General features: G+C 72.0%; 12 protein-coding genes and 1 other RNA gene. 9 read left to right on the top strand and 4 right to left on the bottom strand.

The annotated features are described in order from the left end of the window. Positions 1–3647 (bottom strand): FHA domain-containing protein (locus J2Z30_RS13915; RefSeq protein ID WP_245387935.1); only part of this gene is annotated, 3647 nt, incomplete at its 3' end. 568 nt (positions 3648–4215) lie between these two features. Between J2Z30_RS13915 and J2Z30_RS13910 the strand changes: the two genes are divergently transcribed. The 4 genes from J2Z30_RS13910 to J2Z30_RS13895 all read left to right on the top strand — a co-directional run bounded on the left by J2Z30_RS13910 (position 4216) and on the right by J2Z30_RS13895 (position 9607). Then, positions 4216–5946 (top strand): serine/threonine-protein kinase, encoded by a 1731-nt coding sequence (locus tag J2Z30_RS13910; protein ID WP_044574457.1) that lies wholly within the window; start codon positions 4216–4218, stop codon positions 5944–5946. A gap of 210 nt (positions 5947–6156) precedes the next feature. Then, positions 6157–7497: a serine/threonine-protein kinase gene (locus J2Z30_RS13905; RefSeq protein WP_044574460.1), complete on the top strand. Its 1341-nt coding sequence runs from the start codon at positions 6157–6159 to the stop codon at positions 7495–7497. 40 nt (positions 7498–7537) lie between these two features. Then, the gene (gene prfB, locus J2Z30_RS13900; protein WP_044574462.1) at positions 7538–8650 is read left to right on the top strand and encodes a peptide chain release factor 2; all 1113 of its coding nucleotides are present in this window, start codon (positions 7538–7540) and stop codon (positions 8648–8650) included. Between the two features lie 294 nt (positions 8651–8944). Next, positions 8945–9607 carry a PT domain-containing protein gene (locus J2Z30_RS13895; protein WP_044574463.1) on the top strand — a complete coding sequence of 221 codons (663 nt, stop codon included), beginning with the start codon at positions 8945–8947 and terminating at the stop codon, positions 9605–9607. 123 nt (positions 9608–9730) lie between these two features. Here J2Z30_RS13895 and J2Z30_RS13890 read toward each other — a convergent pair whose 3' ends face one another. Further along, positions 9731–9925, bottom strand: coding sequence for a hypothetical protein (locus J2Z30_RS13890; RefSeq protein WP_020870883.1), 195 nt, complete (start codon positions 9923–9925; stop codon positions 9731–9733). A gap of 329 nt (positions 9926–10254) precedes the next feature. On the opposite strand from J2Z30_RS13890, the gene ftsE reads away from it, so the two are divergent. The 5 genes from ftsE to ssrA all read left to right on the top strand — a co-directional run bounded on the left by ftsE (position 10255) and on the right by ssrA (position 14148). After that, positions 10255–10944, top strand: a complete 690-nt coding sequence (gene ftsE / locus J2Z30_RS13885) for a cell division ATP-binding protein FtsE (protein WP_044574465.1) — start codon at positions 10255–10257, stop codon at positions 10942–10944. A gap of 9 nt (positions 10945–10953) precedes the next feature. After that, a complete protein-coding gene (gene ftsX, locus J2Z30_RS13880) occupies positions 10954–11865 on the top strand; it encodes a permease-like cell division protein FtsX (protein ID WP_020870885.1) in 912 nt (303 codons plus the stop codon). A 68-nt stretch (positions 11866–11933) separates the two neighbouring features. Beyond that, positions 11934–13145, top strand: coding sequence for a S41 family peptidase (locus J2Z30_RS13875; protein WP_078956848.1), 1212 nt, complete (start codon positions 11934–11936; stop codon positions 13143–13145). Between the two features lie 18 nt (positions 13146–13163). Next, positions 13164–13643 carry an SsrA-binding protein SmpB gene (gene smpB / locus J2Z30_RS13870; protein WP_020870887.1) on the top strand — a complete coding sequence of 160 codons (480 nt, stop codon included), beginning with the start codon at positions 13164–13166 and terminating at the stop codon, positions 13641–13643. A 134-nt stretch (positions 13644–13777) separates the two neighbouring features. Beyond that, positions 13778–14148: a transfer-messenger RNA gene (ssrA, locus tag J2Z30_RS13865) on the top strand. A gap of 70 nt (positions 14149–14218) precedes the next feature. On the opposite strand, the gene J2Z30_RS13860 is transcribed toward ssrA, so the two are convergent. Beyond that, entirely contained in the window at positions 14219–14770 is a 552-nt protein-coding gene (locus J2Z30_RS13860; protein WP_044574469.1) for a DUF6879 family protein, read from the bottom strand. Positions 14771–14785: 15 nt separating this feature from the next. After that, on the bottom strand, positions 14786–15289 hold the full coding sequence (locus J2Z30_RS13855) for an ATP-binding protein (RefSeq protein WP_044574470.1): 504 nt from the start codon (positions 15287–15289) through the stop codon (positions 14786–14788). Positions 15290–15504: the final 215 nt, after the last annotated feature.

Genomic DNA, 15504 nt, shown 5'->3' with positions numbered 1-15504 from the left:
GAACCGGCGCCGGACACGCCGGATGCGCCGGACGCACCGGCTGTGCCGGGGGCACCGCCTGAACGGGCCGCACCTGGCGCACCGGACGAACCGGCACCGGGTGCGCCGGATGAACCGGGCGTACCGGCACCGGGTGCACCGCGCGTACCGGCACCGGACGAACCGCGCGTACCGGCGCCGGGTGCGCCGGACGAACCGGGCGCACCAGTTGCGCGGGGTACACCGGCTCCACCCGGCGCCCCGGACGAACCGGCGCCGGACACGCCGGATGCGCCGGACGCACCGGCTGTGCCGGGGGCACCGCCTGAACGGGCCGCACCTGGCGCACCGGACGAACCGGCGCCCGGTGCGCCGGATGAACCGGGCGTACCGGCACCAGGCGCACCGGCTGCACCGGACGTACCGGCTGCACCGGGCGCACCGGATGTACGGCGTGTACCAGGCCCACTGGCCGCACCCGGCGCGCCAGGGCCGGACGCGCCCGTGTTGGCGCCCCTGGCGCCGCCCGAGGTGCTGCCCGGACCCGCGTCGTCGCCGCTGTCGCCGCCGCTCTCACCCTCGCCGGGGTGGTGGGGCCGGGCGTGCCAATCCGTGAAGTCCTGGTGGCCCAGCAGTTCGGCGCGGCGCTTGAGCTCCGAGCTGAGGGCCTGCGCGAACTCCCGCATGCGTACCGGGTCGGTGGCCGACAGATGCGTCGAGACATGCGGCAGATCCGTGCACACGCGCAGCCCCTCGCCCGCTCCGGCCCCATCCCCATCGACCAGGATGAGCTCGAGCCGGTCCGGCCGTTCGGCGGCCGCGAGCGAGGCGGCGAACGAGCGCAGCAGCTCCGTCTTTCCGGTGCCCGCCGCGCCGTCGATCAGTGCGTGCGGACCCTCCTCGGCGGCCAGATCGACCGCGAGCGGGCCGCGCGGACCGGCGCCGAGGACGGCCAGCGCCCGGCCGCCCGCCGGGACCTCGTCCGCCGCGGCCGCCCAACGGGCCAGCAGGGACGCGGGCGTGGCCCGCGCCAGCCCCAACTCGTCCAGCAGCCGCGCCGAGTCCGGCAGCGGGACGGTCGGCGGGCCGTCGGAGCCGCCGAACGCGCCGTCCTGCGCGGAGGCGGCCGGGCGCAGGGGCGCGAGCGCCCGCGCGAACCGCTCGGCCCACGCCGCCGACACCGCGTCCACGGTGGCGCCGGTGGCGCCGGTGGCGCCGGTCGCGCCGGTCGCGCCCGTGATCCCGCTGACCCCACTCGTGCCGGTCCCGGTCCCGTCCCCGTGGACGATCTGGAGCCCCGTGGCCACATCACCGCTCAGCACCGCCGCCACCCCGCACGCCGCGAAGGCGGCGGACGCGGAGCGCGCGGCCTCATAGCTCATGGGCAGCGGGGAGGTGGGCGACGCGGCGGGCGCCTCCGCCAGACAGAGCAGATGGATTCCGGCCGCGGAACCGCTCACCGCCAGCCGGGCGAGCGTGTCGTGCAGCGCGCCCGGACCGGGGGCGCCGTCCACGACCACCACGGTGTACGGCCCGAAGTGGCGTGCGGCGACAGACCGCGCGGCGGCCGGGGAGGCGCTCGCCCAGCCCGGACCCAGCGGCCCGTCCTCCAGCCGTCGGGTCAGCTCCTCCGTACGGGCCGCGGCCTGCTCCACGTCGTACGCGAGCAGCAACCGGCAGTCCTGCCCGCGCAACGGCTGGACCTGCGGCAGCCAGCCGAGCCACGACCACTCCGCGAGCCGCTCCTCGCCGCTGATCAGCACGATCTCCAGCGCGGCCGGTGAGTGCAGGGCCGCCAGCTGCGCCACGACGGACCGGGCGAGCCCCGCCACCCGCGTCCGCGGGCCCGCGAGCCCCAGCGAACCGCACTGCCGCAGATCGACGGTCACGGGCGCGGCGGGCAGCGGCCCGCCGTCGGCCGTCAGCTGGTCGGCCGAGCCGAGCCGTACGGTGAGCGCGTCCGGATGCCCGGGGGCGCGCTCCCAGAGGCGCGAGCCCGGCCCCAGCGCCGTCATCAGCATGGTGGCCGGATCCGGCCACCGCCGCTGCAACGACTCCGCCTCCGCGGCCGCCCGCGCCGCCGCGCCCTGGTCCTCCCGCACCCCATCCCGCTCGGCCGCCTTCCCCCCGGCCAACTGCCGCACCCAGGCCCCTATCCCCCGCCGCCGAGCCTGCGCCCCAGGCGCATCCAGCGCATAGCCCCCGCCATGCGTACGCTCCCCGGGGCCCGGTTGACCGCCGGGGTAGGGGGTGCGCGGTTCGGGAGCGGCGGACCGGCCGTCGTACGACGCCGCGCTGTGGCCCGCGTCGGCGGAGGGCCCCTGCGGGCCCTCCAGGCCGCGTCCTCGGCCGTACGGCTGACCGCCGCGCCGGGCGTCGCCGTGACTCGCCGGGTCGCCGGCGGTTCCACGGGGTGCGGGCCGGTGGTCCTGGGGGGCGTCCGAGCGGCGGCTGCCGGTCGGGCGTGAGCCGTGGCCCGGATGCGCGCTGCCGCCCGCGCCGGGTCGGCCCTGGTCGGGTCGCGCGGGCTGCCCCGCTGGGCCCTGTCCGGCGGCTCCGGTCCCGGGGGCGCGCTCACTGCGTCGGGTGCGGGCGATGGACGGGTCCTCGTACGGCTGGGCGCCGGGGGCCGAGGGGGCCTGCGGGCCCCGGCCACGTCCGGCCGCGCCGCCGCGCGGTCCGGGGGCCGCGGCCGCGTCCGGGCCCCAGCCGTCGGCATCCCCGTGGGCACCAGCCCTCTCGTGGGCCGCGTGAGACTCGTCACCAGGCTGGCCCACCCTCGTCCAGCCCGTGCCGGGGTGGCGGGTGGGAGGGGCCCAGGGGCCCTGGGTGGTGTGGGTGGGGGCGGCCGGTTGGGGGGCGCCGGTCCAGGGGGCCTTGGCGTGGGTGGGGTGGTCACCGGCGGGGATGACGCGGAGGTGGCCCTCGCCGTCCGCCCGGACGGGGAGGCGGGTGGGGGCCGAGGGCATCGCCGGTGCCGCGGAGGGGACGCGCAGCCGCAGGGCGGACTCGCCGATCCGCAGCAGCGCCCCGGGCTCCAGGGGCACCGGCTGGGGGCCCACGGGGACGCCGTCGGCGGCGGTGCCGTTGGTCGAGCCGAGGTCGGCGATGGTCACGCGGCCGTCCTCGGCGACCGTGACCGCGCAGTGCAGCCGGGAGACATCGGGGTCGTCCAGGGGGACGTCGGCGTCGGCGGAGCGGCCGATGCGGACCTGGCCGCCATGCAGCAGATGGACGCCGCCCGCGTCGGGCCCCGCGACCACGTCCAGGTGGACCGTGGCGTCGGTGACGGCGGTCTCGGGCAGGCCGGGGTAGCCGGGGTAGTGGTCGGAGTCGGGGTCGGCGGGGCCGTGCAGGGAGAGCACCGCGCCGTCCACCAGCGGCGGCTCGCCGAGCGCACAGCGCTGCGGGTCCAGCCGCTCGCCCCCCGCGTACAGCACCACCGCGCCGCCGCTCCCGCCGCCGGCGCCCCCCGCCTCGTACCCGGCCGCGGCGACCGCGTCGGCCAGCCCACTGGTCACCGCGGCGAGGGCGGTGCCGACGGGCGCGGTGACCAGGACGTCCACCGCGCCCACGAGGGCGTGCGGCCCGGACGCGGGCGCAGGATGGTGGCCGGAACGGCCCGGGTGGGCGCTGCGCGGCCCGAGGACGGTCAGCCGAATCTGCATCGCCGTCAACGGTCCCTTCTGTCCGGGGGGCCGGGCAGGGGTGCCGACCCCCACCACCGCCCCCAGGCCCTTCGGCACGTACAGGTCCGTACGGGGTCGTACGGGTCACGGAGCGTGAGCCTCCCGGCGCTCGGCGCTTCCGTGCTGCCTGCATCCTCGCACCTGCCACCGACACTTCGCCCGCCGCCCGGCGCTACATGATCTTGATTGGTCGGCTAGTCGGCCGAAACTGGCTGATTGCGACCGGAACGGCCGCCCTTGAGCCGCCCTTGAGGTGACGGAAGCCGCCCCTCCGCGCCCGATCGCGCCCGTTTGAGCGTCGATTGAGCGGTCAACGAGCGACCGGGACCACCGTTGGCAACCATCCGTCCGGATCACACGTCTTCCCCCGCGCCGGACCCCGTTCCCGATCCCTGCGCCGGACCCTCGTGTGGTGATCGGATAGGGCGCACCGTGCGTCGCCATTACAGTGGTGCGGACGAGTACGACAAGACGAGCACCAGAGCAGACCCACCCAGCAGACCATCGCAGTCCACCGATGTAAGACCACGATCAGGGAGCGCATGACGTGCGGCCGGTAGGCAGCAAATACCTGCTCGAGGAGCCGCTCGGGCGCGGAGCCACGGGCACCGTCTGGCGGGCCAGCCAGCGGGAGACGGCGGGGGCCGAGGCGGCCGTGGCCGGGCAGCCCGGCGAGACCGTCGCGATCAAGGTCCTCAAGGAGGAGCTCGCGAACGACGCGGACATCGTCATGCGCTTTCTCCGCGAGCGCTCGGTGCTGCTCAGGCTCACCCACCCCAACATCGTCCGCACCCGCGACCTGGTGGTCGAGGGTGATCTGCTGGCCCTGGTCATGGATCTGATCGACGGCCCGGACCTGCACAACTACCTGCGCAGCAACGGCCCGTTCACCCCCGTGGCCGCATCCCTCCTCACCGCCCAGATCGCCGACGCGCTCGCCGCCAGCCACGCCGACGGCGTGGTGCACCGCGATCTGAAGCCCGCCAACGTGCTGCTCGCGGGCACCGGCGAGGGCCAGGAGATGCACCCGATGCTGACCGACTTCGGCATCGCGCGCCTCGCCGACTCGCCCGGCCTCACCCGCACCCAGGAGTTCGTCGGCACCCCCGCCTATGTGGCGCCGGAGTCCGCCGAGGGCCGCCCGCAGACCTCCGCGGTGGACATCTACGGCGCGGGCATCATGCTCTACGAACTGGTCACCGGCCGTCCGCCGTTCGCCGGCAACACCGCTCTCGAGGTGCTCCACCGCCACCTCAGCGAGGAGCCGCGCCGCCCCTCGACCGTGCCCGAGCCGCTGTGGACCGTCATAGAGCGCTGTCTGCGCAAGCGGCCCGAGGAGCGCCCGAGCGCCGAGAGCCTGGGCCGGGCGCTGCGCGTGGTCGCCGCCGGTGTCGGGGTGCACGCCTCGGCCGCGCAGGCCGAGGCGGCGCTCGGCGTCGCCGCGCTGCTCGCCCCGGACCCGGCGCCCGCCCCGGTCCCGGACACCGCGCCCGCGGGCGCGGCCGACCCGACCCAGGCGCTCCCCACGAACGCCCCGGGCGGCACCCCCTCGTACGACCCCGCCGCGCCCACCAACGTGATGCCCACCACAGGCGCGAACGCCGGGGCCAACGCCGACCCCACCCAGGTGCTGCCCAGCGGCTCCGGACCGGCCGGGGGCGCCGACCCGACGCGCGCCATGCCGCCCGTACCGCCCGGTGGGCCCGGCCAGGACGATCCGCACCCCTGGCAGAACCAAATGCGCGCGGCCCGCGACCGCAATGAGCAGACCCAGGTCCAGTACCTCGACCCGACCGAGGACCCGCTGCGCCGCCGCCCCCACCGCCCCGCGCCACAGCAGCAGTACCAGCAGCAGCAATACCAGCAGCCGCAGCAATACCAGCAGCCCCAGCAGCCGCCCCAGCGCCGGCGGGGCCGCCAGCAGCCGCCGCCGTACGCCCAGCAGCAGCCGCAGCAGTACGCCCCGGCGCCGCACCACCCCCAGCAGCCCCAGCCGCAGCGCTACGCCCCGCCGCCGCAGCAGCCGGAGCCGCGTCGCGAGCCCCGGCAGCGGAGCTCCAACCCCAACCGGATGAAGATCCCGGGCCTGGGGTGCCTCAAGGGCTGTCTGTTCGTGATCGTGGTCCTGATCATCGGTTCCTGGCTGGTCTGGGAGCTGAGCCCGCTCAAGGACTGGATCGCCGACGGCAAGGGCTACTGGGACGCGGTCTCGGGCTGGGCCAAGGACATCGGCCAGTGGATCGAGGACCTCGGCGGCCCGAGCGGTCCCGACAGCTGATCGGCCCCCTGGGGCCCAGCAGCTGATCCGTCCCCATACCTCCGCATACCTCCGCCTCCGCACCTCCCGCTCCGGTGATTTGTCGACATCCGAAGGGTGTTTTCCGCCGCAGAAGTGACAGTTGGCGTTGTCTGGTGCCCCCAACGCGCCAGTAGCCGCGTAGCTTTGTCGCCAACGTGCCCCCCTTGTTCGTGAGGATTCGGAGCAGTCTTGTCACGGAAGATCGGCAGTCGGTACACCGCGCATCAGCTCCTGGGGCGCGGCAGCGCCGGCGCGGTGTGGCTGGGCGACGGGCCCGAGGGACCCGTCGCCATCAAGCTCCTGCGTGAGGACCTCTCCTCCGACCAGGAGCTCGTGGAGCGCTTCGTCCAGGAGCGCACCGCACTGCTCGGCCTCGACCACCCCCGGGTGGTCGGGGTGCGCGACCTGGTGGTCGACGGCAATGACCTCGCGCTGGTCATGGACCTGATCCGCGGTACGGATCTGCGTACCCGCCTCGACCGCGAGCGCAGGCTCGCCCCCGAGGCCGCCGTCGCGATCGCGACCGACGTCGCCGACGCGCTGGCCGCCGCGCACGCCGCCGGGGTCGTCCACCGCGACGTCAAGCCGGAGAACGTGCTGCTGGACATGCAGGGGCCGCTCGGCCCCGGCGGTGCGCACCCCGCCCTGCTCACCGACTTCGGCATCGCCCGGCTGGTCGACGAGCCGACCCCGATCCGCGCCCAGCCCGCCCGCGACCGGGCTTCCTCCCAGGGCCGCTCGCCGAACCCGCGCAGCGTGATCGGCACCCCGGACTATCTCGCCCCCGAGATCGTCGAGGGGCTGCCGCCCCGGGCCAGCGTGGATGTCTACGCCCTGGCGACGGTCCTGTACGAGATGCTGGCCGGCTTCACGCCCTTCGGCGGTGGCCATCCGGGCGCGATCCTGCGCCGCCATGTGACCGAGACCGTGGCGCCGCTGCCCGGGATCCCCGACGAGCTGTGGCAGCTGCTCCTCCAGTGCCTGGCCAAGGCGCCCGCCTCCCGGCTGCGCGCCTCCGAGCTGGCCGCCCGGCTGCGCGAGCTGCTGCCCGGCCTGGCCGGATACCCGCCGCTGGACATCGACGAGCCCGATGAGCAGCAGGAGGGCGGCGAGCGGGAGGGTGCGGAGGCCGAGACTCCGCACCGCGGCGTCTCCGTCCCCGCCTCCGGGCCCGCGCCGCATACGCCCCCGCGGCGGCGCGGCGCGGTGCCGCTGGTCCCGGGCGCGGTGCCGGACTCCAGCCGGGAGACCCACACCAGCATGCGGGTGCCCAGCGCGGACGAGCTCGCGGGCGGCGCCCACGGCACCGCGCGCGCCCCCCGGGTGCACGGCCAGCGCCGGGCGGGCTCGGCCCGCAACCCCGCGGTCGCGGGCGCGCTGCGCCGCCGTCGGCTGAAGGTGGCCGCGGTCACCCTGGCCGCGCTGGTCGCCGTGGGGCTCGGCGGATGGCTGGCGGCGAGCGGCGACGACGGCGGCGATCCGCCCAAGGGCGGCGAGCACTCCGCCTCCCAGGACCCCGGTACGCCATGACCGGGGACGGTCAGTCTTCCGCAGCGGTTACGCTGGTCCCGTGGCAGTCGTCGATGTATCCGAAGAGCTGAAGTCCCTCTCCTCGACCATGGGGTCGATCGAGGCCGTCCTGGACCTCGACAGGATGAGGGCCGACATCGCCGTGCTCGAGGAGCAGGCGGCGGCCCCGTCCCTGTGGGACGACCCGGAGAACGCGCAGAAGGTCACCAGCAAGCTCTCCTATCTCCAGGGGCACCTGCGCCGGGCCGAGGAGCTGCGCGGCCGGATCGACGATCTCGAGGTGCTGTTCGAGCTCGCCGCCGACGAGGGCGACGACGACGCCCGCGCCGAGGCCGAGGCCGAGCTGGAGGCCGTCCGCAAGGCGGTCGACGAGATGGAGGTGCGCACCCTCCTGTCCGGCGAGTACGACGCCCGTGAGGCGGTCGTGAACATCCGCGCCGAGGCGGGCGGGGTGGACGCCGCCGACTTCGCCGAGCAGCTCCAGCGGATGTATCTGCGCTGGGCCGAGCGCCACGGCTACAAGACCGAGATCTATGAGACGTCGTACGCGGAGGAGGCGGGCATCAAGTCGACCACCTTCGCCGTGCAGATCCCGTACGCCTACGGGACGCTCTCGGTCGAGCAGGGCACTCACCGCCTGGTGCGGATCTCGCCGTTCGACAACCAGGGCCGCCGCCAGACCTCCTTCGCGGGCGTCGAGGTGCTGCCGGTCGTCGAGCAGACCGACCACATCGAGATCGACGAGTCCGAGCTGCGCGTGGATGTCTACCGCTCCTCCGGCCCCGGCGGCCAGGGCGTCAACACCACCGACTCCGCGGTGCGGTTGACCCACATCCCCACCGGCATCGTCGTCTCGTGTCAGAACGAGCGCTCGCAGATCCAGAACAAGGCCACCGCGATGAACGTCCTCCAGGCCAAGCTGCTCGAGCGGCGCCGCCAGGAGGAGCAGGCCAAGATGGACGCGCTCAAGGGCGACGGCGGCAATTCCTGGGGCAACCAGATGCGTTCGTACGTCCTGCACCCGTACCAGATGGTCAAGGATCTGCGCACCGAATTCGAGGTCGGCAATCCGCAGGCCGTGCTCGACGGTGAGCTGGACGGTTTCCTCGAAGCGGGGATCCGCTGGCGCAAGCAGCAGGAGCAGGGGAAGTAACCTTCCCGCTCGTCGTCCCAACGGGCCGCGTGCGCCGCGTTTTTGGTCACAGTCGTGTACCCATGCATCCGGCAAGCACTTCCATAGCGGACATCTCGCGTGCAATGGCCTTGACGGTGGTTTGAAAACTGGGAAGGCTGACGCGCGGCATGCGTATGACTGGGGCGCGTGTTGCACGGGGGCCGGCGGACCGCCTCAGAGGGATAGCGGGCCGCGGAGTCTGAGACACCCCGAGCCGTTGCCCCGTGCATAGCTGCTCCATTGACGAGTACAGCTACTGGGGGTAGCAGGCAGATGACGAAGAAGACGCGGCTGCGCGTGGCGCGAATAGCCGCCGGTGCGGTGATCGCCGCCGGCGCCTCGCTCACCGCCGCCGGCGCCGCATCGGCCGTTGGTGTCGATGTCGGTATCGGTGGCGTGAACGTTTCCGCGAACGCGGACGAGAAGGGTCTGGACGTCGGCGTCGGCATCGGCAACGGCAAGGACGACCCGACCGACGAGCCGACGCCGCCCGACGACCCGACCTCGATCCCGACTGAGCCGACTCAGCCGCCGACCGAGGACCCGACTCAGCCGCCGACGGACGAGCCCACTCAGCCGCCCACGGACGAGCCGACCCAGCCGCCGACGGATGAGCCCACTCAGCCGCCGACCGGCGAGCCGACCGACGAGCCCACCGACGGCCCGACCGCCGAGCCGAGCTCGCCCGGCCAGGGTGGCGGCGGTGGCGACGACAGCACCTGCACGGTGGACCTCGACAGCACCAACTGCGACGACAACACCGGCACCGACAATGTCGGCTCCAAGCCGGTGGAGCAGGGCAAGGCCAAGGAGCAGCTGGCCGAGACCGGTGCTTCCGAGACCACGTTCCTGCTGGTCGGCGCCGCGACGATGATCGCCGGTGGTATCGGCTTCCGCTTTGTGCCGCGTCTGGTGAACCGCAACAACGTGGCCTGATCGCGCGCCTCACGCACGGTAAGGGGCCCGGAGCGCTGCAGCGCTCCGGGCCCCTTGTGCGTTTATCGGCCCCCTGGTGCGTTCAGGGGTGCCATATCCGGCGTATCGCCTCGTAACGCTCCGCTACGCCGTCGCCATCTCATGCGCGAGCACCGCCACCGCGATGAGCGCCACCAGCAGCGCTATCAGCGCGGCCGGGGTCAGCCCGCCGAACATGCCCTCCTGCTGGAGGCGCTCCCTGCTGGCCCGGCACACCGGGCAGCGGCCCTCGCTGACGGGGCTCGCGCAGTTGGCGCAGACGAGCCTGTCGTACGTCATGCGCTTTCTCCTCCCGCGCGGCGGTGCCGCAGTAGACACGGGGCCAACGCTCAGGGAAATGGGTTCGTTCCCCTTCCACTGTGCCAGCTTCCGTCCGGTTCGGCGCGCCCCGCACGATTCCGTGCCGCATCCGTACCGGTTTCGTGGCCGTTTCGGCCGCCCCGACAGGCGGCTTGTCAACCGTTTGACCCCAATAGTGCAGTGAAGAAACCCACCCACGCCGGACGGCGGACTGCGCGCCCATGCGCGCTTCGCGTATGGTCACGCTCACCGACGGGAGCCGCTTCGGCTGCAGCCCGTACCGCTACCCAGGTCACCGTGGTGCTCCAGTGATCCGATTCGACAACGTATCCAAGACCTACCCCAAGCAGAACCGTCCCGCACTTCGGGATGTCTCGCTCGAGATCGAGAAGGGCGAGTTCGTCTTCCTGGTGGGCTCCTCGGGGTCGGGAAAATCCACTTTCCTCCGGCTGCTGCTCCGCGAGGAGCGCGCCAGCCATGGCGCGGTCCATGTGCTGGGGAAGGATCTCGCGCGGCTGTCCAACTGGAAGGTGCCGCAGATGCGCCGCCAGTTGGGGACCGTCTTCCAGGATTTCCGGCTGCTCCCCAACAAGACGGTCGGGGAGAATGTCGCCTTCGCGCTCGAGGTGATCGGCAAGCCGCGCGGCGCCATTCGGAAAACCGTTCCCGAGGTGCTCGATCTCGTGGGGCTGGGCGGCAAGGACGAACGTATGCCCGGCGAGCTCTCCGGTGGTGAACAGCAGCGGGTGGCCATCGCCCGCGCGTTCGTCAACCGTCCGATGCTGCTGATCGCCGACGAGCCGACGGGAAACCTGGACCCCCAGACCTCCGTCGGCATCATGAAGCTGCTGGACCGGATCAACCGGACCGGCACCACCGTCGTCATGGCCACGCACGACCAGCAGATCGTGGACCAGATGCGCAAGCGCGTGATCGAACTTGAGAAGGGCCGCCTCGTCCGCGACCAGTCCCGCGGCGTCTACGGCTACCAGCACTGAAAGGACGCCATGCGCGCCCAGTTCGTCCTGTCGGAGATCGGCGTCGGTCTCCGCCGCAATCTCACGATGACTTTCGCGGTCATCGTCTCCGTGGCCCTCTCGCTCGCCCTGTTCGGCGGGTCCCTGCTCATGCGCGAGCAGGTGAGCACGATGAAGGGCTACTGGTACGACAAGGTCAACGTCTCGATCTTCCTCTGCAATAAGAATGACAAGGAGACCTCGGCCAACTGCGCCAAGGGCGCGGTCACCGAGGCGCAGAAGCAGGAGATCGAGTCCGAGCTCAAGCAGATGAACATCGTCGAGTCGGTGCACTTCGAGACCAGTGAGGAGGCGTACAAGCACTACAAGGAGCAGTTCGGCGACTCGCCGCTGGCCGACTCCCTGACCCCGGACCAGATGCAGGAGTCCTTCCGCATCAAGCTGAAGGACCCCGAGCGCTATGACGTCATCTCCACGGCATTCGCCGCCCGGCCCGGAGTGCAGGAGGTCCAGGACCAAAAGGCCCTGGTCGACGACTTGTTCAATCTCCTAAACGGCATGAACTTCGCGGCGCTCGGCGTGATGACGCTGATGCTGATCGTCGCACTGATGCTGATCGTCAACACGGTGCGGGTGTCGGCGTTCAGCCGCCGCCGGGAAACCGGGATCATGCGACTGGTCGGCGCGTCCAGCTTCTACATCCAGATGCCGTTCATCATGGAGGCCGCCATCGCGGGGCTGCTGGGCGCGGGCTTCGCCTGTGTACTGCTGGTGAGCGGGCAGTACTTCCTGGTCAACAACTGGCTGGTGGACAAGATCGATGTGATCAACTTCATCGGCTGGGACGCGGTGCTGGCGAAGCTGCCACTGGTGCTGGCGATTGGCCTGCTCATGCCCGCTCTCGCGGCGTTCTTTGCGCTCCGCAAGTACCTCAAGGTGTGACATTCGCCTACGGCGCCGTACCGGACAAGCCCCGGTACGGCGCCTGTTGGTGCCCTACACTCACCGGCATGTCGGGCCCGTGTTTGTTCGTCCATCCCCGCCGCATTCGCCGCGGGGCCGCCCTGACATTGGTCTTCGCCGGCGTGCTCGCCACCGGGGCGGCCGTCGGTTCCTGGGGCGCCGAGCCCGGATCGCGCCAGGACCCCCAAGCCGCCCGGATACCGGCCCGCGCGTACCTCGGCGCGGTCGAGAGCGACCAGGTCAAGGCGGCCGCGGCCCAGGCCCAGGAGGACGGGAAGTCCGGTTCCAAGGCCGCCCGTGAGGTGGTGAGCCGCAGCGGAGACCGGTGGGGCGCGGTCTACAGCGCCCGTGAGTACGAGGGCTACCGCCAGACCCTCGACGGCGCCTACGTCGGCGTCGGGATCTCCGCCCGCCGGGACGCCCAGGGGCGGATCGCGGTGGAGCGCGTCGAGCCCGGCAGCCCCGCCCAGAAGGCCGGGGTCCGGGCCGGTGACCGACTGCGCACGGTCGACCACAAGATCGTGACCGGGCGGCCAGTCACCGAGGTCGTCGCCCTGCTGCGCGGCCCCGCCGACGGCTCCCCGGGCACCCGGGTGAAGCTCGGGCTGCGGCGCGGCGGCCACGAATGGACGCAAGAGCTCCGCCGGGCCCGGCTGACCACGGACCCGGTGACCGTCGACCGGCTCAGCGGCTACGACGACCACAGACCCGGCGCCGTCCGGATCAAGGTCGACTCGTTCACCAAGGGCACCGGAGAGCGGATCCGGCGCGCGATGCGCTCCATCCCCCGGGGCGACGGCGTCCTGCTCGATCTGCGGGGCAACTCCGGCGGGCTGGTCTCCGAGGCCGTCACCGCCGCCTCCTCCTTCCTCGACGGTGGCCTGGTCGCCACCTACGACGTCCGCGGCGACCAGCGAGTACTCGACGCGCGACCGGGCGGCGACACCGACAGCCCGCTGGTGGTGCTGGTCGACGGCGGCACCATGAGCGCCGCCGAACTGCTCACCGGCGCCCTCCAGGACCGCGGCCGCGCCGTCGTCGTGGGCTCCCGGACCTTCGGCAAGGGCTCGGTCCAGATGCCGAGCGAACTCCCCGACGGCTCGGTCGCCGAGCTCACCGTCGGCCACTACCGGACCCCGGCCGGGCGTAACGTCGACGGCGAGGGTATCGATCCGGACCTGACGGTCAAGGGCGACGACGGCCCGTCCGCGGAGGCGCGGGCGCGCACGGTATTGAGTGGCCTCGGGAGCGGGTCCTAGTGCGAGAATGGCCTGACCATGGCTAAAGAGACGGGTCGCAAGCTGATCGCGCAGAACAAGAAGGCGCGGCACGACTATCACATCCTGGACACCTACGAGTGCGGTCTGGTGCTGACCGGGACCGAGGTGAAGTCGCTCCGCCAGGGGCGCGCCTCGCTCGCGGACGGCTTCGCGCAGCTCGACGGCGGCGAGGCATGGCTGCACAACGTGCACATCCCCGAGTACAGCCAGGGCACCTGGACCAACCACTCGGCACGCCGCCGGCGCAAGCTGCTGCTGCACCGGGCGGAGATCGACAAGCTGACCGGCAAGACCCAGGAGACCGGCCACACTCTGGTGCCGCTGGCCCTGTACTTCAAGGACGGCCGGGCCAAGGTCGAGGTCGCGCTGGCCAAGGGCAAGAAGGAGTACGACAAGCGCCAGACCCTCCGCGAGAAGCAGGACCGCCGCGAGACCGACCGGGCGATCTCGGCGGCCCGCCGCCGCGAGCGCGCCTGACCAGCCGGAAGGCGCACCACGGGCGGTGGGAATGATGTGGCCCCGTCGCGCGTTGTTCACCTATGATGGCTGTGCGCCCCACCGAGGGCGTGGCACCACCCTTGAAGCAGTACCTAATTGAACAGAGTGCACATGGGGATGATCGGTTTCGACAGCGGCTGTCGAAGCAGGGGAAGCGAGCCGAGGAAGCGGCAATGATCTCGTTAACCATATGTCGCAACCAATAATCGCCAACACCAAGCGCGATTCCTTCGCCCTCGCTGCCTAAGTAGCGACTTTGCGAAGTGTCAGCCCGGGGCTGTTCCCGACCCGGATCCTGGCATCGACTAGGGAACTAAACCACTAGACCCGGTCACGGGGTGTAGTGGGAAATCAAACAGTGACTGAGCCCGTCGGAGACTTGTCCGCGTGATCTCCGGGGCCGAGAAAATCACAGTGGACTGCGCTCGGAGAAGCCCTGATTCCGCACCGTTGGACGCGGGTTCGATTCCCGCCATCTCCACTCATCCCATGTACGACGAAGGGCCCCGCCACCACGGCGGGGCCCTTCGTCGTGTTTCGGTACTCATCGATGCTCAGCCGAGCCGGTGTTCCCAGCGCAGCGCGGGCCGGTCGTCGCTGGGCGCCGGGTGCGGCGAGCTGGGCGAGAAAAACGCATCGCTGCACAGCTTGGCCACCCGAGGGTCCTCGGTGTACTGCGGCGCGGCTACGTCACCGCCGCCAGTGAAGACGTTGAAGCGCACGACCCGCTGGTCGATGAGCCAGAAGTCGTTGCCGGGCACGGCGATGTCCGAGGCGTTCGCCCGAGGCAGCCACCGGACCAGCTCGCCCGCTGCGACGTTTGTGAACGTACCGCTGTGCTCGTACTTGATGTAGTCGGTCACCGGTTCGGACACGATGCGAGCTCGACGCATCACGACGCCGCGCTCCACTGTTTCCGCGACCAGGTCGAGCCACGGACGCCACCACGACGACCGATCCGCCTCGTTCAGGCGGAAGCCGGCACCCCACCGGGCGAACGGTTCGCGTTCGTTCTCGACGTCGTAGACGTCACGCATCTCCAGGTGCACGGCGGATTGCTGCGCACCCTTCAGCAGCTCAGCGAAGCTGGGAACGTTCTGCGGCATCGCACGCCTTCCTGATTAGGGGCACCATGCGGGAAGGATGACCGCCTCGGTGTCGGGCTTAGGGCTGTCCTTGGCGCACTCCGCCCAGATCCCTTTGCCCCACGGCTTGGGATCGATGCCCCACCGACAGGCGACGGCTTCCACCGCGGCCATGCCGCGTCCGGACTCGGCCGTTTCGGTCGCCTGGACGACGCGAGGGACGGCGCGGGACCGGTCGAACGTGGAAATGCGCACGAGGTTCTCGCTGGGGCGTTCGACCTTGAGGCGGAAGCTGCCGCGCTGCTCGGGGTCGGGGGTGTGGCGGGTGGCGTGCCGGATCGCGTTGGTGGCCAGCTCTGAGGCGATCAAGCGGGCGTCGTCCACCAGGTCCTCCAGCCCCCAGGCCCGCAGGGTCGCGGCGACGGACAGGCGCGTGATGCCCACGGACTCCTCGGTGCAGGGGAGCGACTGGGAGTAGGCCGGGTGGTGGGTTTCGGTGGGGGTGAGCGGTGAGGGCTTGCTGATCATCGTCGTGGTCATCTCGTCGGCCTTCTGGTGAGTGGGCCAGGCTGCGTGGAGACCCCGGGGAACGGGCTGCTCGTGCGGACGGCCTGGCGCTGCATTACACCCAGTCAACGCTTGGGAGCGTTCCGTGTTTAGGGCATGTGCAAGCCGTCCTACCCGCATGCACCCGGACCTTTTTGCCTCCCCTTGACCAAGTTCCTTGGTGGGCTGTGCGTGCGTGTCTACCGTGG

The sequence above is a fragment of the Streptomyces iranensis genome (assembly GCF_017874715.1).
Taxonomy (GTDB): Bacteria; Actinomycetota; Actinomycetes; order Streptomycetales; family Streptomycetaceae; genus Streptomyces; species Streptomyces iranensis.
The sequence above is the reverse complement of the archived record's forward strand: the minus strand, read 5'-3'. Positions and strand labels throughout refer to the sequence as shown.

Excerpts from the sequence above, each read along its gene's own strand:
- J2Z30_RS13855 (WP_044574470.1), bottom strand. The coding sequence starts at position 15,289 with ATGACCACGACGATGATCAGCAAGCCCTCACCGCTCACCCCCACCGAA.
- ftsX (WP_020870885.1), top strand. The coding sequence starts at position 10,954 with ATGCGCGCCCAGTTCGTCCTGTCGGAGATCGGCGTCGGTCTCCGCCGC.
- J2Z30_RS13875 (WP_078956848.1), top strand. The coding sequence starts at position 11,934 with ATGTCGGGCCCGTGTTTGTTCGTCCATCCCCGCCGCATTCGCCGCGGG.
- J2Z30_RS13895 (WP_044574463.1), top strand. The coding sequence starts at position 8,945 with ATGACGAAGAAGACGCGGCTGCGCGTGGCGCGAATAGCCGCCGGTGCG.
- J2Z30_RS13890 (WP_020870883.1), bottom strand. The coding sequence starts at position 9,925 with ATGACGTACGACAGGCTCGTCTGCGCCAACTGCGCGAGCCCCGTCAGC.
- smpB (WP_020870887.1), top strand. The coding sequence starts at position 13,164 with ATGGCTAAAGAGACGGGTCGCAAGCTGATCGCGCAGAACAAGAAGGCG.
- J2Z30_RS13860 (WP_044574469.1), bottom strand. The coding sequence starts at position 14,770 with ATGCCGCAGAACGTTCCCAGCTTCGCTGAGCTGCTGAAGGGTGCGCAG.